The 19,724-nt window shown below is 39.6% G+C and carries 20 protein-coding genes; 6 read left to right on the top strand and 14 right to left on the bottom strand.

The genetic code is table 11. The annotated features are described in order from the left end of the window. Nucleotides 1–156: 156 nt before the first annotated feature. Together ACTJKA_RS16720 and ACTJKA_RS16715 are read right to left on the bottom strand one after the other, a co-directional pair. Nucleotides 157–1,359, bottom strand: coding sequence for an MFS transporter (locus ACTJKA_RS16720; RefSeq protein ID WP_050826998.1), 1,203 nt, complete (start codon nucleotides 1,357–1,359; stop codon nucleotides 157–159). Between the two features lie 31 nt (nucleotides 1,360–1,390). After that, nucleotides 1,391–1,996 (bottom strand): TetR/AcrR family transcriptional regulator, encoded by a 606-nt coding sequence (locus tag ACTJKA_RS16715; RefSeq protein WP_046527100.1) that lies wholly within the window; start codon nucleotides 1,994–1,996, stop codon nucleotides 1,391–1,393. Nucleotides 1,997–2,133: 137 nt separating this feature from the next. Here ACTJKA_RS16715 and ACTJKA_RS16710 point away from each other — a divergent pair, with 137 nt between their 5' ends. The 3 genes from ACTJKA_RS16710 to ACTJKA_RS16700 all read left to right on the top strand — a co-directional run bounded on the left by ACTJKA_RS16710 (nucleotide 2,134) and on the right by ACTJKA_RS16700 (nucleotide 3,825). Beyond that, nucleotides 2,134–2,319: a hypothetical protein gene (locus ACTJKA_RS16710; RefSeq protein WP_008346727.1), complete on the top strand. Its 186-nt coding sequence runs from the start codon at nucleotides 2,134–2,136 to the stop codon at nucleotides 2,317–2,319. A gap of 103 nt (nucleotides 2,320–2,422) precedes the next feature. Further along, on the top strand, nucleotides 2,423–2,875 hold the full coding sequence (locus ACTJKA_RS16705) for a MarR family winged helix-turn-helix transcriptional regulator (RefSeq protein WP_007496431.1): 453 nt from the start codon (nucleotides 2,423–2,425) through the stop codon (nucleotides 2,873–2,875). A gap of 56 nt (nucleotides 2,876–2,931) precedes the next feature. After that, on the top strand, nucleotides 2,932–3,825 hold the full coding sequence (locus ACTJKA_RS16700; RefSeq protein WP_039956346.1) for an alpha/beta fold hydrolase: 894 nt from the start codon (nucleotides 2,932–2,934) through the stop codon (nucleotides 3,823–3,825). Nucleotides 3,826–3,860: 35 nt separating this feature from the next. Here ACTJKA_RS16700 and ACTJKA_RS16695 read toward each other — a convergent pair whose 3' ends face one another. The 6 genes from ACTJKA_RS16695 to ACTJKA_RS16670 form a co-directional block, all read right to left on the bottom strand. Continuing rightward, nucleotides 3,861–5,009 carry a type II asparaginase gene (locus ACTJKA_RS16695; RefSeq protein ID WP_060780805.1) on the bottom strand — a complete coding sequence of 383 codons (1,149 nt, stop codon included), beginning with the start codon at nucleotides 5,007–5,009 and terminating at the stop codon, nucleotides 3,861–3,863. A gap of 716 nt (nucleotides 5,010–5,725) precedes the next feature. After that, entirely contained in the window at nucleotides 5,726–6,487 is a 762-nt protein-coding gene (locus tag ACTJKA_RS16690; protein WP_041507603.1) for an SDR family NAD(P)-dependent oxidoreductase, read from the bottom strand. A 104-nt stretch (nucleotides 6,488–6,591) separates the two neighbouring features. Beyond that, a complete protein-coding gene (locus ACTJKA_RS16685) occupies nucleotides 6,592–6,972 on the bottom strand; it encodes an MmcQ/YjbR family DNA-binding protein (protein WP_025206805.1) in 381 nt (126 codons plus the stop codon). A gap of 149 nt (nucleotides 6,973–7,121) precedes the next feature. Then, a complete protein-coding gene (locus ACTJKA_RS16680) occupies nucleotides 7,122–8,015 on the bottom strand; it encodes an alpha/beta hydrolase (RefSeq protein ID WP_025206804.1) in 894 nt (297 codons plus the stop codon). 190 nt (nucleotides 8,016–8,205) lie between these two features. Continuing rightward, nucleotides 8,206–9,645, bottom strand: coding sequence for a DHA2 family efflux MFS transporter permease subunit (locus tag ACTJKA_RS16675; protein ID WP_108611732.1), 1,440 nt, complete (start codon nucleotides 9,643–9,645; stop codon nucleotides 8,206–8,208). 79 nt (nucleotides 9,646–9,724) lie between these two features. Then, on the bottom strand, nucleotides 9,725–10,297 hold the full coding sequence (locus ACTJKA_RS16670) for a TetR/AcrR family transcriptional regulator (RefSeq protein ID WP_057078413.1): 573 nt from the start codon (nucleotides 10,295–10,297) through the stop codon (nucleotides 9,725–9,727). A gap of 214 nt (nucleotides 10,298–10,511) precedes the next feature. Between ACTJKA_RS16670 and ACTJKA_RS16665 the strand changes: the two genes are divergently transcribed. Beyond that, nucleotides 10,512–11,222 carry an alpha/beta fold hydrolase gene (locus ACTJKA_RS16665; RefSeq protein WP_108611733.1) on the top strand — a complete coding sequence of 237 codons (711 nt, stop codon included), beginning with the start codon at nucleotides 10,512–10,514 and terminating at the stop codon, nucleotides 11,220–11,222. A 244-nt stretch (nucleotides 11,223–11,466) separates the two neighbouring features. Further along, nucleotides 11,467–12,198 (top strand): beta-glucanase, encoded by a 732-nt coding sequence (gene bglS, locus ACTJKA_RS16660; protein ID WP_017366674.1) that lies wholly within the window; start codon nucleotides 11,467–11,469, stop codon nucleotides 12,196–12,198. Between the two features lie 42 nt (nucleotides 12,199–12,240). On the opposite strand, the gene ACTJKA_RS16655 is transcribed toward bglS, so the two are convergent. Then, nucleotides 12,241–12,642, bottom strand: coding sequence for a MerR family transcriptional regulator (locus ACTJKA_RS16655; RefSeq protein WP_017366673.1), 402 nt, complete (start codon nucleotides 12,640–12,642; stop codon nucleotides 12,241–12,243). A 223-nt stretch (nucleotides 12,643–12,865) separates the two neighbouring features. Between ACTJKA_RS16655 and ACTJKA_RS16650 the strand changes: the two genes are divergently transcribed. Further along, nucleotides 12,866–13,915, top strand: a complete 1,050-nt coding sequence (locus tag ACTJKA_RS16650; protein WP_440607851.1) for an NAD(P)-dependent alcohol dehydrogenase — start codon at nucleotides 12,866–12,868, stop codon at nucleotides 13,913–13,915. Nucleotides 13,916–14,038: 123 nt separating this feature from the next. Here ACTJKA_RS16650 and licT read toward each other — a convergent pair whose 3' ends face one another. The 5 genes from licT to ACTJKA_RS16625 all read right to left on the bottom strand — a co-directional run bounded on the left by licT (nucleotide 14,039) and on the right by ACTJKA_RS16625 (nucleotide 19,545). Continuing rightward, on the bottom strand, nucleotides 14,039–14,884 hold the full coding sequence (gene licT / locus ACTJKA_RS16645) for a BglG family transcription antiterminator LicT (protein ID WP_017358459.1): 846 nt from the start codon (nucleotides 14,882–14,884) through the stop codon (nucleotides 14,039–14,041). Nucleotides 14,885–14,996: 112 nt separating this feature from the next. Continuing rightward, entirely contained in the window at nucleotides 14,997–15,767 is a 771-nt protein-coding gene (locus tag ACTJKA_RS16640) for a carbohydrate deacetylase (RefSeq protein WP_108611735.1), read from the bottom strand. A 65-nt stretch (nucleotides 15,768–15,832) separates the two neighbouring features. Beyond that, the gene (locus ACTJKA_RS16635) at nucleotides 15,833–17,677 is read right to left on the bottom strand and encodes a beta-glucoside-specific PTS transporter subunit IIABC (protein WP_035390358.1); all 1,845 of its coding nucleotides are present in this window, start codon (nucleotides 17,675–17,677) and stop codon (nucleotides 15,833–15,835) included. Nucleotides 17,678–18,278: 601 nt separating this feature from the next. After that, entirely contained in the window at nucleotides 18,279–18,482 is a 204-nt protein-coding gene (locus ACTJKA_RS16630) for a cold-shock protein (RefSeq protein WP_003214229.1), read from the bottom strand. 268 nt (nucleotides 18,483–18,750) lie between these two features. After that, entirely contained in the window at nucleotides 18,751–19,545 is a 795-nt protein-coding gene (locus ACTJKA_RS16625) for an alpha/beta fold hydrolase (protein ID WP_035390362.1), read from the bottom strand. Nucleotides 19,546–19,724 lie beyond the last annotated feature (179 nt).

The following is a 19,724-nucleotide window of genomic DNA, read 5'->3' as shown; positions in this document are numbered from 1 at the left end:
TTTTCAGCGTGATAGAAAACCTTTGCAGCCCTAGGAAGGACGAGTACTGGCGCGGAGCGAATTTGACATTCGTGAGCACCAGCACGCAGGACTGACAACGAATGCGAGGGTTTGTCTACACGCTGAAGAGACCTTATTTGAAAGGTCTCTTTTCTATTATTCTGCTGATGCCTCTTCTGTCGCCTTCCCCTTCCAAATAAGGGTTAAGCCCAATCCAAGAAATAAGACAACACCTGCAAATAGGAATGGGAAATGAATATTTTGATCGAATAAAATGCCGCCAAGTGCCGGGCCAAAAATCGTACCAAGACTTGTGTAGGTAGAGTTCATCCCTGCGACAAATCCTTGCTGATTGCCAGCGATTTTTGATAAGAAGGTCGTGAGTGCAGGGCGCAATAAATCGAACGCAAGGAAAATCACACACGTCACGATCAGCACAACCATAAAGCCTGACACGACTGTGGAAACAAAAGCGAGAACTGCTCCAACAATCAAGCATAGTTGAATAACTCGTTTCTCCCCAAGCGCATTCACCATTTTACCAAACACGAGGACTTGGATGATGACGGCTACAATTGAACTGACGGTAATGATAATCGCAATATCCTTCGGACCAAATCCAAACTTGTGATTTGTAAACAAGCTAAAGACCGTTTCATATGCAGATAGTCCAAACGCCAGCACAAAGACAATGATGAAAGCGATGAGATAGCTTGGATGAATCGATTTTTTCAAGTCTTTAAAGAAGGTCGATTCTTTCACTTGATCCATTTGTTTCTCTCGCTCTTCTTTTGTTAATGGTTCCTTCAGCATAAACATAGATGAAATCACAGCAATAAATGCAATCCCTGCTGCAAAGAAAAACGGCAGGCGAACGCCATATTCTGCAATAAATCCGCCAATTCCCGGGCCGATGATAAATCCGGTACTAATAGCAGCGGATACATACCCCATTGCCTTGGATCTTTCTTGAACAGTCGTGATATCGGCGACATAAGCGGTGACAGCCGGCATGATAAATGCTGCACTAATGCCGCCAAGAACCCTTGCAAAATACAGAACATATACGTGTGTTCCTAAGCCAAAAACGAGTTCTGATAACGCAAATAGAAAAAGACCTGACACAATCATGATCTTTCTTCCGTATCGGTCTACCCATCTTCCCGCAATAGGTGATGCGATAAGCTGTGCAACGGCAAACGCCGCCACAAGATATCCCATCGTACTGCCCGTTAAATGCATGACATTCATAAAGAGCGGCATGACAGGTATAATCAGACCGATACCTAAAAACGCAATAAATATATTACTTAATAAAATAACAAGTACGGCTTTTTGCTCACGAATCGGTTTTTGCATGATGTTTGTTTCCCCTTTACTGACTCACTTGTTACTCATGATGGTTGATTCCGTGAATAAACAATGAGATCGCCTCTTTTTGTAATTCCTTTTTCTGCTGCATCGTGTCATTTTTATATAACACGTCTAATCCATAGAATACAGAAAGTAATATTTTCACTTTTGATTCAACATGCTGAATCGACCAGCTGCCATCTTCGTTTCCTTCAAGCAGGATGTCTCTCATCACATCATCAAAGTCTACATCAATCTTGTTCAGCCGCTCCATGACTTCATCTGATGTAAATGCACTGGCACAAAATTCTTCACTTGCTCTCATTAAAGGATAGTTAATCCCCATTTGACTAAGTAGCTCTGCAAACCCTGCAAGCTTATCAATGGCCCGGTGCAGCGCTTGTTTCTCTTCATGCCACGTCTCCATCATGAATCGATGATCCTCTTCCATAATATGAAGGAACAAAAACTCTTTTCCTTTAAAATGATGATAAAGGTTGCCTTTACTAATCTCAGCCGCCTCTAAAATATCTCGCACGGATGTTTCGGAATATCCTTTTTTCGCAAATAAATCACGTGAAGCGGTGACAATTTTCTGCTTCGTCTTTTCACTTTTTCCAGCCCCGCTTTGTGTACTTGTCATCTATGAACAATCCCTTCTACCTTGCTTTTCTTCACACGGACAAATAAAACCGACCAGTTGGTTTATTTTTTAATTATAAATGGAGATTGCCCATAATACAATGAAAAAGTCCTCGACTTCCAAAGGAGTGAATCTAAGTGAAAACAAACAAAACGATCATTTTTGCCATCACCAAAAAGGACGTATACTTGTTTTTCTTTTATGACCTGTTCATTGCCACCTTGGTCTATTACCTGTTTAAAATCAAACCAACTATGTTTTATGAATGCTTAGGGATGACAGGAAGTATTCTTTGTCCATTGTTGATGAAAAAGTGGAGATAGAGGTCATTTTCTCATCAAGTCTATTCTCTTTTTATTTAATTTTTCTTAACATTTAACTTCACTTAAATATTAAGATCGCATATAATATAGGAGAAAAGAGGTGATGTCATTGGATGAGGATATCATTCATTACAGCAAAAAAATCATTGAGTACTCAAATGCACTAGGTTCTATCTATGTAGAAGAGTATCAACGATTCTTAAAAAATGAGTATGCAGATTTAACAAGCAAGCAAGAACTGACACTTGAATTGCTACGGTCGAAGACGAGAACAATCAATGAACTAGCTGATTATTTCTCCATTTCATCTAGTGCCGCTAGCCAGCTCATATCAAAGCTTGAACAGCTTGGATATGTGAAAAGAGAGATTAACCCACATAACCGTAGAGAAATCATTGTTGATTTTGCTCAAAAGGGCCATGACTATCATAAAGATATTGAAAAAATTCAGCTGCATCTTATTCAAAAATACTATGCCCAGCTTTCAAAAGAAGATCTAAAAACATTATTATCGCTTTACGAAAAAATCTATCAAATTGCGAAAGAAACGCCTTAACTCGGCGTTTCATGCATGAATATGTAAATTAGATGAACGATGAAAGGGATGATCAAATGGACAGGATTCATTTGCAAGATGGACGTCATATTGGTTTGTCTCAATACGGTGATCTTGAAGGATTCCCAGTATTCTTTTTTCATGGGACACCTGGATCGAGAGTGATGTTTTTAGATGATGATCCAATCTCAAAAGAGCTTGGCATTCGTCTCATTTCTTTAGACAGACCTGGTTTTGGTTTATCTGATCCACAACCGAACCGCACTATTTTAGACTGGGCACAAGACGTACAGGAAGTGGCCGATCATCTTGATATCTCCCATTTTTCAGTGATTGGTGTCTCTGGAGGCGGGGCATTCGCTGCTGGTTGTGCCTATCAATTGCCAGACCGCATTCTTTCAGCTGCTCTCGTCTCAAGTACCACCCCATTTCAGGAGGGTAAACCGCCTAAAAGTATGCTAAAGGAGAACAAGATTGCCTTTTTCCTCAGTAAAAGAATGCCTTGGCTCTTAAAGGCAAGTTATCGCGCTCAGAAAAAACTAATTGAAAAGAAACCAGAGAAATTCAAGAAACTAACGAAAAAAGGGAACAAACATTTACATCCATCGGATCGGCAATTTCTTCAAACCGATGAGCAACTGGAGCTGATGATGCGGCATTTATACGAAGCTACTCGTCAATCGGTTGATGAATGTATTCATGAACCAGATTTACTCTCACGGTCATGGGCATTCGATATGAAAGATATACAAATCCCTGTGGATGTCTGGCATGGAAAAGAGGATCAGATGGCCCCTTTTGCAGAGATAGAAAGCATTGCTCCCAACATTCCAAACGCCAAAACGCACTATATCGAGCAAGCAGGACATTTTCTTACTGATATAGATGATGTTTGGAGAGACATTTTACTCTCTTTAAAAAAACGGGCTGAAGATCAGGTACACATATAAAAAAAGACCCAATGATACGTCGGGTCTTTTTCTTTTTAATACTGCTCGTAATAGGATTGAATTTTATCTGGATCTTTTGTTTTCGTCAGAGCCAGCATGAGTAGAATGCGTGCTTTTTGTGGATTTAATGAATCCGATGAGACAAAATGATGTTCATCATCCATTTTTTCATGTGTGACAATGCCATTTCCTGCACGACTTGACCTCACAATCACCACGTCTTTTTTTACAGCATCTGTTGCCCCATTGATCGCTTCTGTTGACATCGTTCCATTTCCTGCGGCGGCAACGACAATGCCCTTCGCTCCTGCTTTAACGGCAGCATCATACACATACTTTTGATCATTTTGATAGCCGTATAAGATATCCACTTGCGGCAGCTCTTTTAGCTTTGAAATATCGAATTCACTGTCAGCTGTATGTTTTCTTGTCGGTTCGTTATAGAAAGAGACAACTTCACCCGCCACTTCTCCAATGTACCCTTGCTCAAGAGACTTGAACGAATCGGTTGTGGTGGTATTTGTCTTCGTAATAAAACGAGCAGAGGCAATTCGGTCATTTAATGTCACCATTACACCTTTGCCTTTGGCTTCTTTTGTCGAAGCAATTTTCACTGCATGATACAGGTTAAGCGGGCCATCCGCACTAATGGCAGATGCTGGCCTCATGGAACCCACGACCACCACTGGCTTATTACTTTTTACAACCAAATGTAAAAAATAGGCCGTTTCTTCTAATGTATCTGTACCATGTGTCACCACAATGCCATCCACTTGATCATCATTTAAAAGCTGATTGACTCGTTTCGCTAATTTTAAAAGCAGAGCGTTATCCACATTTTCACTGCCGACGTTCGCTACTTGCTCACCCGTGACATTTGCAATATCCTTCAGCTGTGGTACGGAAGCAATGACTTTATCGATTCCAAGTGCACCAGATTTATATCCAGTCGTATCTGTATTACTGTCTGAACTACCGGCAATCGTTCCGCCTGTTGCCAGCACCTTAATATTGGATAAAGACTTGTTCCCTGTCTCAACAGCCGTGTTTTTTTCTTTTGTTTCACTGGTTGTGCTTTCTTGATTACTTTGATTATTCTCTTGAGTGCTATCGTTCGCACAAGCTGCGGTCACCAATAGTGAAACAGAAAGAAGGGCAGCACCAAACCATTTTGTTACGTTCATAAGATCATCTCTTTTCTTAAATGTGATGAATAATTATCTGTCTATAGGGTTTACTTTATACCATTCCTTCATTCATCAGCATGAGGTGAAAGTCACAGAACCAAATAAAGGAAAAAGGGCACTATTATCAAAATTTATTTATACCGTAATACCTAAATTGAATTCAGAAGTTGTTCTCAACCCATTTATGATAAAATGTAGGAAATCTTACAAAAAAGGAGTACATACAGTGCGTTCCGTTCAACCATTTTACAAAATCCTACTCACACTATTCTTCAGTTCCATTTTACTCAGCTTGTTCGTATGTTTATATCCACCGATTCAGGGCGAGCCTGCGTTTATGATGCTTTACACTCCTATCTTTTTTGTTTATTATTTCATCTTTGCGGTACCTTTACAGTTGTTGTTTTCTTTACAGCCCAAGGCTTTTCATCCTCTTTATTTAGCGGCTTACTTACTGATAGCAATGATTGTCATGCTTTTTGTTATGGATGGAATTGAGAGCTCAACATCCCTTCCGATCATAATTGTCAGCAGTCTCATCTACTGGACCTGCGATTCTTTCATTCATCAAAGAATGCATAAAAAAACACCTAATGTGTAGGTGTTTTTATCTATTCTAGTATGTGTTGACAGTGCTCCACATTATCCAAGACCTCTTTCGGCTCGGTGACCTGCTGATCGCTAAGAGAATCTATCTCATTGATTGGAACTTTTTATTTCATGCTTGTGCCAGCGTGTGAAAAGATGGGGTCCTTCAATTCAAAATCAAATGTCTTCCCATCAACGATACCAACTGTTTTTGAACTGTCGTAAAGCTCAAGCAAGCACGCTGCCATTTCTTTTGATGTGTGATATTTCTTAATAGTGCCTTCATATTCGAATTGATCGACATCTAATGAACGCTTTGCAAATTCTGATTCTGTCGCAGCAGGCGCTAATACTTTTGCCTGTAATTTGGCTCCTTTTTCTTTCAATTCTAGGGCCAGACCTTCTGTAAAGGCGCTCACATAAAATTTCGTGGCTGAATAAGTGACAGCATTGCCGACGACGGTATAACCCGCTCTTGAAGAGATATTGATTAGCTGCGTCCCCTCTTTTTGCTCATAATCACGGACAAACAGAGTGGATAAAATTGTTAACGCTTCAATATTGAGATGAAGCATGTCCCCAATTTTTTTCACATCCTGCTCTCCTATTGAACCAAAATGGCCAAACCCAGCATTATTAATGAACGTATCCAGCTCATCACCAGCTAATGACTCATAGAAAGAATACACTTGCTCTCTGTCTGTTAAATCAACAGACTGGACTTTCACTTGAATATCGGGATATGTTTCTAGAATCTTTTCTTTCAGTTCTTGGAGTTTATCAAGCCGGCGTGCAGCTAAGATCAGATTTTTTCCTCTTGCTGCAAAGGCCAAAGCCGTTTCATATCCAATACCTGAACTTGCTCCTGTAATGACTGTATAGCCCATTGTATATCCCCCTATTCGTATCTTCCAGCTGTTTAAAGTATAGCGAGAGCATGTGACTCTAGTCAATTTTGAAGAGATTCAAAGAGACATGAACAACTGAACGTTCAGCTTTTAGTTTCTTTTGAATCATGTTGGAGGATAGCCTGCTGAGCTTTTTTTGTTAATTTGTGAAAAACCAGTTGATAGGAATGTTCAATTAGCTCTTCGACAAATGAAGATGGAATATCTGCATCAAGATAAATAGAATTCCAATGCGTCTTATTCATGTAATAGCCGGGAATAATTCCTTCATGCATTTCTCTTAATTCTTCAGCACGTTGCGGATCACATTTTAAAGTGATGACTGGCTTGCGATCGACGTCTCCCCCCATCATGGCAAACATCTTTCCACCTATATGATAACGATCTGCCTGCCACTCAGGTTGATAGTCGTGGGTTGCTCCTTGTAAAGAAAGACAAAATGCCTGTAGTGTCTCTTTTTTCATTCTATTAGCTCCTTTTTAGATGTCTTCTATCTTACTATTATATCGACTACTGCGATTGTTGTATCTACACTTCTTTTCAAGACGTCAGCAAGAACACAAAAAAAGCACAGAAAAAAAGTCTGTGCTTTTTACTGATATCCGAATATTTCTTATTCAAACGCCTTCTTAAGCTGATCGCTCATCAGATGCCAAGCCTCTTCAGCTATCTCTAAGTCTCCGGCATGAGTGAACGCATGAGGGACTCCTTTAAATTGTTTGTATGTGACATCTACCCCTGCTTCTTTTAACTTGTCCGCATAATGCTCAGCTTCTTCAGCTAGTGAATCCTTCTCAGCTGTGATAACAAGAGCTGGGGGCATTTGTGCTAACACTTCTCTCTCTGCAAAGACCGGAGAAACAAGCGGATTGTGCGGATCTTGACCTTGCAGGTAGAAGGCATTAAACAGTCTCGCCATTTCAACTGGAATTGCTTCTTCAAACGCTGGCTTTTGTGCTGGATCAGTAGCTAAATCAAGTGGGGGATAGTCAAGCACTTGATAGACAATCGGAAGTTTGTTCCCTTTTTGGATATCAAGCAAACAAACCGCTGTTGCCAAATTCCCACCTGCACTATGTCCACCAATGGCTAATCGATTTGGGTCTATTTGTAGTTCTTCAGGATGTTCATATAACCATTTCATCACATCGTAGCATTCATGAAGAGCGGCCGGGAAAGGGTGCTCCGGTGCCAGCTGATACTCCACATTGACGACGATACACTCCGCACGATCTGCTATGACCGGACACCAATGATTATCCATTTCAGCACTTCCAAGGATAAAACCGCCCCCATGCAAATTCACGAAAACAGGTAGGGGTTGTTTCAATGTTTTCACAGGTTTAAATACCCACACCTTTGTTTCACCAGCACCCGTTGGGATATCATATTCCATTTTGTTCACTTCAGGAGGGTGGACTGGCTTTAGTTCTGATTGACCAGCTAATGAATCTTCAGCTGGTTGACGTAATGACTCAGCCATTTTGATTTGTTCGTCTAAGTTCATGATCTCAGCTCCTATCTTATTCTTTTATCTCTATCCATTCGTTACGAATTTCGCCTTTTCCTTCAATGTCGTCAGAGAGTCGTTGCTTTTTATCTATCTCCCCATTTTCAGCTCCTTTGAAACAAACATTCACCCCTATGAATAAATAAAAAAAGCACTGCGGCGCCAAGTCCTCAGTGCTTTTCATATATTATGATACTTGTTGTTCGACTTTCACTCGTTTAATAAAGAAAGCAATCACCAAGCCAATCACTGTCATAATGACAGCAAAGATAAATGCATGCTGGACGCCATTTGTAAAGGCGAGCAGCCGATTGACTGGATTTGCGGGATCAGCCACATTTTGCATAAAACTGCGAGTTCCTGATGAAAGGATCGAGATACCAACCGCAGTCCCAATCGCTCCTGACACTTGCTGCAATGTATTCATAATCGCTGTACCGTGCGGATATAGCTCTGGCGGCAGCTGATTCAAACCGTTTGTTTGGGCAGGCATCATGATCATCGCAATCCCAACCATTAACGTAATATGAAGCGTCACGATATAACCGATTGACGTATTCACACTTAAGTTCGTGAAGCCAAACATGGTCGCTGCAACGATGACAAGACCTGGGATGACAAGCCATTTCGGCCCAAATTTATCAAAAAGCCCACCCATGATTGGCGATAGCAGTCCATTGATAATTCCACCTGGCAATAGCATTAAACCGGCTGTAAATGTAGACAGTGCCAAGGACGTTTGCAGATATAATGGCAAAATCATCATAGCAGACAGCATCACCATCATACACACTAAAATCAGAAGTAACCCGATCACAAACATTGGATATTTAAATGGGCTTAAATTCAACATCGGTTCTTTCATGTTTAACTGTCTTAGGGAGAACACAAGAATGCCAATGACACCTACAACAATCGCCACAATCACATGCATACTGCTCCAGCCGCCGCCTTCACCAGCACTGCTAAAGCCATACACAATTCCACCGAAACCGATGGTTGATAGCACAATCGATAAAATATCGATTTTCGGTCTTGTGGGTTCCGTAATATTTTGCATAAAAATATACCCAAATACGAGTGCAGCAACCAATAACGGAAGCGAAATCCAAAAAATCCAATGCCACGTTAACGATTTAAGAATGAGACCAGAGACCGTTGGACCCACTGCTGGGGCAAACATAATGACAAGACCGATAATCCCCATTGATCTACCTCTTTTATGAGGTGGAATGATGACCAAAATCGTATTAAACATCAATGGAAGAAGCAAGGCTGTTCCTACTGCCTGCACCACACGTGCCACCATTAAAATACTGAAGACAGGTGCAACGGCCGCAATAAATGTACCGATGATCGAAAAGACCAGTGAGGTGATGAAAAGCTGTCTTGTTGTAAACCATTGAAGAATGAGGCCTGAAATTGGAACAAGAATCCCTAGTGTTAATAAATAGCCGGTTGTAAGCCACTGAGCAGTCGTTGCTTCAATACCAAAATCTAATGTTAAACTTCTCAGCGCCATGTTGAGTGCCGTTTCACTAAACAGTCCAATAAATCCAGCTGTGATAAATGAAATAATAATGGGCAGCGTTCGAATGTCGGAAGCTGCTGTTTGCTGTTTGTTCATATTAAGTTGGCTCCTTTTCTTTTTCAATTTTGATAAACCATAAGTAGTTAGGCTGGACAGAAATGAGCCACTTCAATGTCTAGGAAAAGACAGACAAAACCTGTCTTTCCGCAGCGAATTGTGCAATTTTTTCAATTGAGTAGCCGGATTCATGAATATAAAACATGAGTTCAGGCGTCATTGGAGAGGACATACATAATGTCGTCAACTCAATGTCTTGTATGTTCGCTTCTCCTTTTACTTTCGCTTCCTCGAGCAAATCACGAATGATTTGTTTGAGTGATTGACTGTAATGACAATCATATACTTTACTTGTCTGCTCTAAATTTCCAGAGATCGTCAGCATCCGGATCCAGTCTAAGTGATGACCAACGATGAGATGGATCTCCTCGAGAACATATTGCAAACGATCTTGAACCGGCTGATCACTGATTTTATTTAAGTAAAGATGCAAAGCAGGGATCAGCTGTTCAAATCTCTCACCAAGAATAGAGAGACACAAATCACTTTTATTTGCATAGCGGCGGTAAAGGGTTCCTTGACCAACACCAGCTGTTTTAGCAATTTTATGCATACTGACATTCTCTACACCAAACTCTTGAAACAAAGAGAAAGCGACCTCTTCAATTTCCTTTCCAATATCCTTTTCCATGCTACCTCACCTTCTCTAGCTTCATCCACATCGCATCTATTTGTATGTTTTGAATCAAGGCTCTTTAGGTTTCATTTAGGACAATTGTCCCGGTATTATCTTACGGACAACTGTCCGCTTTGTCAATCATTCTTTTTTGCGATTTTTTACTATCATTTGACTGATCCACCTGTTGTAACTATAATGGTTACAAAAAGTGATAGAGGTGATTGGATTGAATACATTCCTATTCGTTCATGGTGCATTCCAAGGAAGCTGGTGCTGGGACCAAATAAAACCTTCTCTTCAACAGAAAGGTCATACAGTGATAGCAATTGATTTACCTGGCAGTGGCGAAGACGCCACGCCTCCACAGGATGTATCATTAGAGAGCTATGTAAACAAAGTCGTCACAACGATTGAAAAAATAGACGAACCCGTCATTTTAGTTGGACACAGTATGAGCGGGATGGTGATCTCACAAGTAGCTGAGAACATTCCAGACAAGATCAAAAAACTAGTATATGTCTGTGCATTTGTTCCGGAAAATGGACAAGCTATTAGTGATATCGCATCAGGCGGTCCTAAAGCAACGTTTGATGAAAAGAATCAGACCATCACATTAATGGAAGAATTCATTGCGGAGGATATGCTCAACGAAAGTTCGGAGGAAGATCTGCAATTGTTTAAAAAGAAGATACGTCCACAGCCTGTTCAGCCTTTTGAAGATCAAGTTTCATTAACCAATGAAAGATTTGGAAGAGTGCCCAGTGTCTATATTGAAACAACAAATGATCGCTCCATTCCGATTGACTTGCAAAGACAAATGTATGCCACTAAACCTTTTGAGCGCATCTATACCCTTGATGCCGATCATTTCCCTTTCTATTCTAGAAAAAAAGAGCTTGTGGACTGTTTATTAGATATCGCAGTTACAGAAAGATAGCAAACAGCATGAGATCAATATTTTGGGATGAAAAAGTGAAAACATATGTAAAGGATGAAAAACCCGATCATTACTACTGGCGTTTTTGATCCTTTTCTATTGATACCTCAATTCCCATGAAATAAGAGAAGATTCTATCAAACTCAACTGCTTAATATCAGAAATTAGACCGATTTTCCATTTTACAAGAATCATGTATGATCAATAAAGAAAGCGCTTTCAAAAAGGAGAGGAGAATGCTTATATGTCTTATCGTGTAAAACGGATGCTGATGCTGCTTGTCGCTGGGTTATGCTTGAGCTTGTCCACATTTACAGCTGGTGCCTCGGCACAAACTGGTGGATCATTCTATGAACCCTTTAACAATTACAATACCGGGTTATGGCAAAAAGCTGATGGGTACTCGAATGGAAATATGTTTAACTGTACGTGGCGCGCAAACAATGTCTCCATGACGTCGTTAGGGGAAATGCGATTATCGCTCACTAGTCCTTCGTATAATAAGTTTGACTGTGGAGAAAACCGCTCCGTTCAAACATATGGCTATGGACTTTATGAAGTCAACATGAAACCAGCCAAAAATGTTGGGATCGTGTCTTCGTTCTTTACTTATACGGGACCGACTGATGGTACGCCTTGGGATGAAATCGACATCGAATTTCTAGGAAAAGATACGACAAAGGTTCAGTTTAACTATTATACCAATGGTGTCGGAAATCATGAAAAAATCGTCAACCTTGGTTTTGATGCAGCAAACTCTTATCACACATATGCGTTCGACTGGCAGCCTAACTCGATTAAATGGTATGTGGACGGTCAATTAAAACATACGGCTACTACTCAAATCCCTCAAACACCTGGAAAGATTATGATGAACTTATGGAATGGTGCAGGTGTCGATGAATGGCTCGGCTCCTACAACGGTGTTACTCCACTTTACGCTCATTACAATTGGGTGCGTTACACAAAAAGATAACCACATCACAAAACCTGTGACAAATCACAGGTTTTTCTTCATTTAAATAGAGCTCGTTTTTAATTGATGAACTAGTTTTTGTTCATAACTGTGGATAATATCTTCATAACTTTCAATCTTGTAATCTAACCGTTTAATCGTTTCTTCGATTTCCTTTTGTTTGTCTACGAGTCTTTCTCTCTCATTGACCAAAATACGCTTCCTTGAGGACAATGTACGATCCTCTCCCTCGATAAATAAAGCCGTATATTCTCTAAGAGCATCAATTGACAGACCCGCATTTCTCATACATTTAATAAATTCTATCCATTGAATATCTTCTTCTGTATAATCTCGAACACCATTTTCATCACGCCTGATCGGTCTAATTAAACCTATATTCTCATAATACCTGAGCGTAGCAGTAGATAAATCGAGTTGCTTGGCGGCTTGTGCTATTTTCATTGTTTTCACCCTTCTCTTCTTTCTCTTACTTGACGATCTCCCTTTTCCCATCATCTCCATTTTAATCGAGAAGACAAGATACTTTTGGCTCAAATCTTGATTCAAGGTTGATGCTAAAGCCTGAATTGAGGTGATCAGAGGGTTCTATGTTGACTTAAAGTTCACTTTAAGACGTACAGTATAGAGGAAGGACCGAATCTTACTTTTGAAAGGATGATCAAGAATGTGTCAGACGCACCAATCAAACGTTTTAAGTGTTTCCCATGCAAAAGCAAACTTTGAACGGACAACCATTGAACGAAGAGCACTTCGTCCACATGATATTTTAATTGATATTCAGTTTAGCGGGATCTGTCATTCAGATATCCACAGTGCCTTTGATGAATGGGGCGGCGGTATTTTCCCAATGGTTCCGGGTCATGAGATTACTGGAGTTGTTTCAGCTGTAGGGGATGCTGTCACGAAATTCAAAATTGGTGATCGTGTAGGCGTCGGTTGTTTTGTCGATTCTTGCGGTACATGTGAATATTGCCAAAATGGAGATGAACAATATTGCAAGAAAGGAGTCGTTCAAACTTATAATAACCTGGATTATGATGGAGAACCAACTTACGGCGGCTACAGTCAGAAAATTGTTGTGACAGAACGATTTGTTGTCAATATTCCTGACCAGCTCTCCCTCGATGTCGCCAGCCCTCTTCTCTGTGCCGGCATCACAACGTATTCTCCGTTAAAACACTGGAAGGCTGGGCCTGGCAAAAAAGTGGCGATTGTCGGAATGGGGGGTCTAGGTCATGTCGCCATTCAATTTGCACGCGCACTTGGCTCAGAAGTGACTGTATTAAGCCGCTCTTTGAATAAAAAAGAAGAGGCCCTGTCATTTGGTGCAAAAGACTATTTTGCTACAAGTGACCCTGATACGTTTAAGACACTAGCCGGTCAATATGATCTCATTCTCAATACCGTCTCTGCCAATATCAACGTGGATGCCTATTTGTCCTTACTTCGTGTTGACGGAACATTAGTGAACGTCGGTGCACCACCAAAGCCAGACAACTTCCATGTGTTTTCATTAATTACGGGGCGTCGCAGCATCGCCGGCTCACTCGTTGGCGGCATCCAAGAAACACAAGAAATGCTCGATTTCGCAGCTGCCCACAAGATCGCACCACAAATTGAAGTGATCAACGCAAAACAAGTCGATGAAGCATATGAACGTGTGCTCAATAGTGATGTGCGTTATCGGTTTGTGATTGATATTTCAACATTATGATCAAAAAATCATGTTCAAAGACTAGCCTGTTTGGCTGGTCTTTTGTTGTTTCAATCAAAATAAAAAAGGCTACTATATGAATAGTAGCTCAAAAGATCAGTTTATATTTTGCGAAAAAGCATATTATGAACGATTTGTACTCCTATTGGTTACTCGATGTATATGAATGATTAAATAGACAAGCTCTTCATCGGTAGGAGTGATCCTATCATTTTTCTCTAGGTATGTGACCATTTTTTGTGCACAGCTATATGCTTTTGGATAACGATTTTTTATTTGTTCAAAAAGCGAATCATTTTCATCCGGTATACCCTCTTTAGAGAGAATTCGATAGGCAAAATATCTTAAATGTGTCATAAACCTACTATAATTTATTGAATTTTCGTCTAGTTTAATGCCATAGTGGTATTTCACAATATTGATTAGATCATTCACAATCTTGGTCACTTCAATGGTTTGCTTCATATCACTCCCGCTCTGTTGAGCATTTACAAAATGAAGCGCAATGGACGCAGCTTCTTCAGTTGGCAGTGCAATTTGAAGCCTCTCTTCAACGATTTTTAGTGCCTCTAAAGCCACATGATATTCCTCTTTATGGAATTTTTGAATTTCCCATAAAAGCGGGTTTCTGATATCGATGCCTTCTTGATATCGTGTTATGGCAAAACTAATATGGTCCGTCAAGGTTAGGTAAATATTTTGGTTGAAACTTACGGCTAATTTATTTTCAGCATATTCAATCATGTCTTTTGTTAGTTCTAAATATTCGATGTTAATATGTTCAATGAGTTCAGTCAGCTTGTTGGTTTGACCTTTGTCAATGACAAACTTTTTATCCACTTTCGAAAAGTCTACCTCTTCACTGTTATGCTTATTAAAACCGATCCCTTTCCCCATCACAATCATTTCATGATCCATCTCATCACTTAATAAGATGACATTGTTATTAAAGATTTTTTTGATTTTCATTTAGATCACCCACTTTCCTACAATCCTAAAGAAGAAAATCCAGAGAAAATGTAACGTTCTCATTTTAATCTATCATACTTTATTAAAAAAATACTTTTATCATTTTAACATGTTAAAGCTGACTAAATGAGATCAGTTCGATGCCTTGTTCTTTCATGTAACCTAACCACTCCTGCTTTAACAATAACTGGAGATCCTCTTCTCGCTCATCATTTAATGAAGAAATTGTTCGCAACTCATCATCAACAAATCCAGGATGGCACGGTATTTCAATCGTTGCGTTTGTCTGTTTATATTTTGCTATCGTATCGAGGAGGACAGATTCCTGCATGGTGGGAACTGAGAAATCTGCGCATAATACATCTGTCGTTTTCACACCCGATTCGGCTAATTGAGATTGAATGAAAGGATCATCCGTTAAAACATCATCTTTCCTCATAGGAACACGATATTCTTTCGCCAATTCAAGGATGATCTGAAACATCTCTGCATGCATAACACTAAAACCATGATGTGTGTCAATATGTGTCAGTGTTAATCCCGAAGAAAGGAACTTTTCGATTTGGGCTCTGAGCTCTGCACGGACTTCTCCTTTATGAAACGTACTTGGAATCAATGATGGCTTTCGATAGAAATTCCCTTTGCCATCTACAATCGACTGAACCTTCCCACTTTCAAGTATAGGTTTCAATAATGTAAGGTTTAAGTGGACTCCCATTGCTTCAATTCCTGCTTCTTTTGCTAATTCTATAGATCGATCAAAATGTCTTGTATTCGTCAACATCGTGGTATCTGTAATGATCCCTTCTTGCATCCCTTTCAAAATGCCTTTACTCACTGACTCTGTTAAACCAAAGTCATCTGCATTGATAATTAACCTCACGGAAGCACACTCCTTTTCCTGATATTTAGAGACAAACACCAGGTAAAGAATACCTGGTGTTCATATTAAGATTTTTTCTTTAGATTCAGTAAATCTTCGTTCTTTTGAATTTGCTCTTCAACTGGAACAACCGCATCTATGTGCTCATATTGGTCGGAATTTGTGATGACAATTGGTGTTGTCGTCTGAAAACCAGCTTCAATGATTTTATCTAATTCAAATTTGATGAGAGGCTGGCCTTGTTTCACATCATCCCCTTGATTCACCAAACAAGTGAAATACTTTCCATCCAGTTTCACCGTATCTATTCCTACATGGATTAATATTTCGGCTCCCTTTTTAGAAATCATGCCAACTGCATGTCCACTTTCCATTGTAACCGATATGACGCCATCTACCGGGGCAACGACTTCCCCTTGGCTCGGTTCTATCGCAATTCCTTTCCCCATCGCTTCTGAAGAAAAAACAACATCACCCACTTGTTGAAGTGCTTTCACTTGTCCAGAGAGAGGGCTCATGATTGACTCGTTTGTTTCAAGCTCTTTATTCGTAGCGTTGTCTTCTTTTTTCTGTTGATGCTTCAATTCATATCCAAATATGATGGGAAGAACTGCTGCAATAACAATCGTTATCACAATACCTAGGATATAGAGAATCATCGGACTTTGAGCCGGGAACGTAAATACGTTAAGGAAGAAATTAAAGACAACTAATTTTACGTTAAAGATCGCAATCAGCGCTCCTCCAATGGCTCCTGCTACAACCATATAGATCATTGTTTTTCTATGTCGAAGGATAATCCCATATAAAATGGGTTCCGTAATTCCAGATAAAATGGCTGATAGAAATGTCGAACCACTTAAGGCTTTCATATCTTTGTCTTTTGTTTTCAAGAAGACCCCTAAAGCAATCCCCATTTGTGCTGCAACAGATGCTGCTGCCAATGGCACAATTAAATCAGATCCACTTTTAAGATTTTCTAAAATGATAGGCACCATTGCCCAGTGCAGTCCAAACAAAACTAAGAAAGACCAAGACCCTCCAATGATAATACCCGATACAATATGACTGCTATTGATCAAATAATTGACCAAGTCGCCTAACCATGTCCCTAAATAAACACCAAATGGTCCAACGAGCATGGTTGTTAAAGGTACAGTGATCAAGATAGATAAAAACGGAACAGCAAATATTTGAATATTTTTGTGAATGACTTTCTTTAAATTTCTTTCAATGAATGCAAATAGACTGACGGCAATAAATATAGGAAATATTGATGATGCGTAATCTAATAAAGGAACTGGGATTCCTATAAAGGAGACAACGTTTCCTGCCTCACGCAGAGCAGTGAAGTTAGGCTCTAGCAGTGCTGCACCAATAGCACCTGCTACATATGGGTTTGCACCTAATACTCTAGCAATCGTGACTCCTAATAAAATGGGTAAGAAATAAAATACTGCATTACCAGCTGCCGCAAGAACGGCGTACGTACCACTTTCTGGCGTTAATATATGAAGATTTTCTAAAACGATTAACAGTGCTTTCATCAAACCTGCCCCTGCAAAAGCAGGAATTAATGGCGTTAAACTTCCTGAGATTAAAGCAAACACTTTTGATAAAATGGTTTGTTTTTGCTCTGATTTCCCGACGGAATGGTCATCATTAAATTGCCCTTGACGTTCAATTTCTTGATAGACATCAGATACATGACTTCCAATGACCACTTGCAATTGCCCGCTACTTTCAACTACCTTTAAAATGTCTGGATGTTGCTCCAGTTCACCTTTTTTCACTTTATCACTTTGGCTCACCCTAAAGCGCAGCCTTGTTGCACAATGAGTGACACCTTGAACATTCTCACTGCCACCCACCAATTTTAAAATATCTTTTGCTAACGTCACTTTATCCACTTTCATCGCCTCCAGAAAAATAGTTTAAACCAAACTTTTTTACGAGTTCCCCCCTTCAAAACAATAAACATGTTATCTTTCTATGTTGAAATAAAAAAACCTGAATTGAGGCCGGTTAATTGCATCGCAATGCAATTAACTCACATCAATTCAGGTTTCGCCTGCCGAACAGTCACAATCCCTTTTCATATATGTCATTGTCATGAAGATTTGCTGAAAAAAGGTATAAAAAAACCTAAACTGAAACCAATACAATAACAAACATTATTGTACACGTATCAATTTAGGTATCGCCCTTAACGGTCACAATCCTATTATGAAACTGCTTACACATTTAATATAGAGTATTTTTTTAAGAAATACAATATAAATTTTAACTAATTCAATTCTTGTTAAAGAACGTTTGAGTAAAAAAGAAAATAAAATAATTTATGGAAATTCCGCATTTTGTCAATCTAGTATGTTATACTATACACTAACCTTTGAAGCATGAAATTTTTTACGAATACCTTGCACCATCTCCCTACTTGTACGCTGAGTAGGGTTTTTTCATGCAAAAAAAACAGGCCCTCTGTAGAGAACCTGTTTTGAAAAAAGAAGATTAAGCAGTTTTTTGAACGTTAGCAGCTTGAGCTCCACGAGAACCTTGCTCTACGTCAAATGTTACTTTTTGACCTTCGTCTAAAGATTTGAATCCGTCACCTTGGATAGCTGAGAAATGTACGAATACATCGTCGCCTTCTTCACGTTCGATAAATCCAAAACCTTTTTCTGCGTTAAACCATTTTACTGTACCTTGTTCCATGATTGTTGCCTCCTCGTGCGTTTACCACACAATGTATTATACTATCCTTGCCCAAAGTACCCTCAAGACGAAAAGTCAATCTTCATACTATCCTTTACGCCGAACAAAAATAATTACTTTTTATTATAGCATGAATCGGAAATAATTGCAATTTGTTGATTTAAAAGCATATCACACATGACATAGTGACTCAAATAAGAGAGGTGAATTGATGGTAAAAAGAATAATCTAGTTCCGTCTCACTCCAGTAAACTCTTATTGATAAATACTACACATTTTCCGACTCCAGTCTATTTAACCAGTTATGGACTAATGAATGAAACACATCGGGTTGTTCAATCTGCAGGTTGTGACCAGCCATATCAAGCACTGCAAAAGTGGCCCTTGGATAGTCTTCGATCAGCCGCCACGCATCGTGATATCCGACGACATGGTCTTGACGTCCTGTGATCATGAGCGTAGGATACTGAAATTCAGAAGGAATATCGAAAGTAAAGCCATATCCATTTTGAAGAATATTGTTGATGAATTCATGATTTGTTTGTTTAGAAGGAAGGTAAATTTCATCGCGAAACCTCTCCCATTCCGTTTTTCCTTGCACAACCGCCATGGAGCAAAATTCATCCGCCTCTTCTGAAGACAGTTGTGAAATTAAGTGACTGTCACTTTTTAGAACGGTCTTCTCTGGCACGACTCTTTTATCGAATACAGGTATAGTCATTGGAGCCACAAGCAGTAATCCACGAACGGTTTCCCGGCGTGAATGAACAATACCTCTAGCTATGTACCCTCCATACGAATAACCACAAACAATGAACTGTTCATCAGGGATCATCTCGTCCAAAAGACGCAATACCGCTTCTAACATATCATCTGAGTTCTGAATAGATGGATGCGGCTTGGAACGTCCCATCCCCGGTAAGTCTATGTATATTCTTTTCCAACCGCTTTGTTTTTCAAATACCGGTTCCAATGCATGTAACATCACTTGATGGTCAAGTGTCCAACCATGCAATATCACGATCGGAAATCCCTCTCCAATGACTTTATGGTAAATTGACATGTATTTGCATCCCCTTTTCTAGCGCTTCCCTAGTAATCTCAAGGTTTTTGTTGTTTTGCTTGTTAGGAAACTATGTTGCGATAACCCCAAAAAACTTCTAACAAAAAATATTGTGCAGCCTGTTTATATTCTTTCACTTCATCATAACAAATCCCCATATTCATGTGTGACATTGAAAT

The sequence above is a fragment of the Bacillus sp. 22190 genome, from assembly GCF_052045575.1.
Taxonomy (GTDB): Bacteria; Bacillota; Bacilli; order Bacillales; family Bacillaceae; genus Bacillus; species Bacillus altitudinis.
Note: the sequence above shows the minus strand (reverse complement) of the source record. Positions and strands in the feature narration are given on the sequence as shown.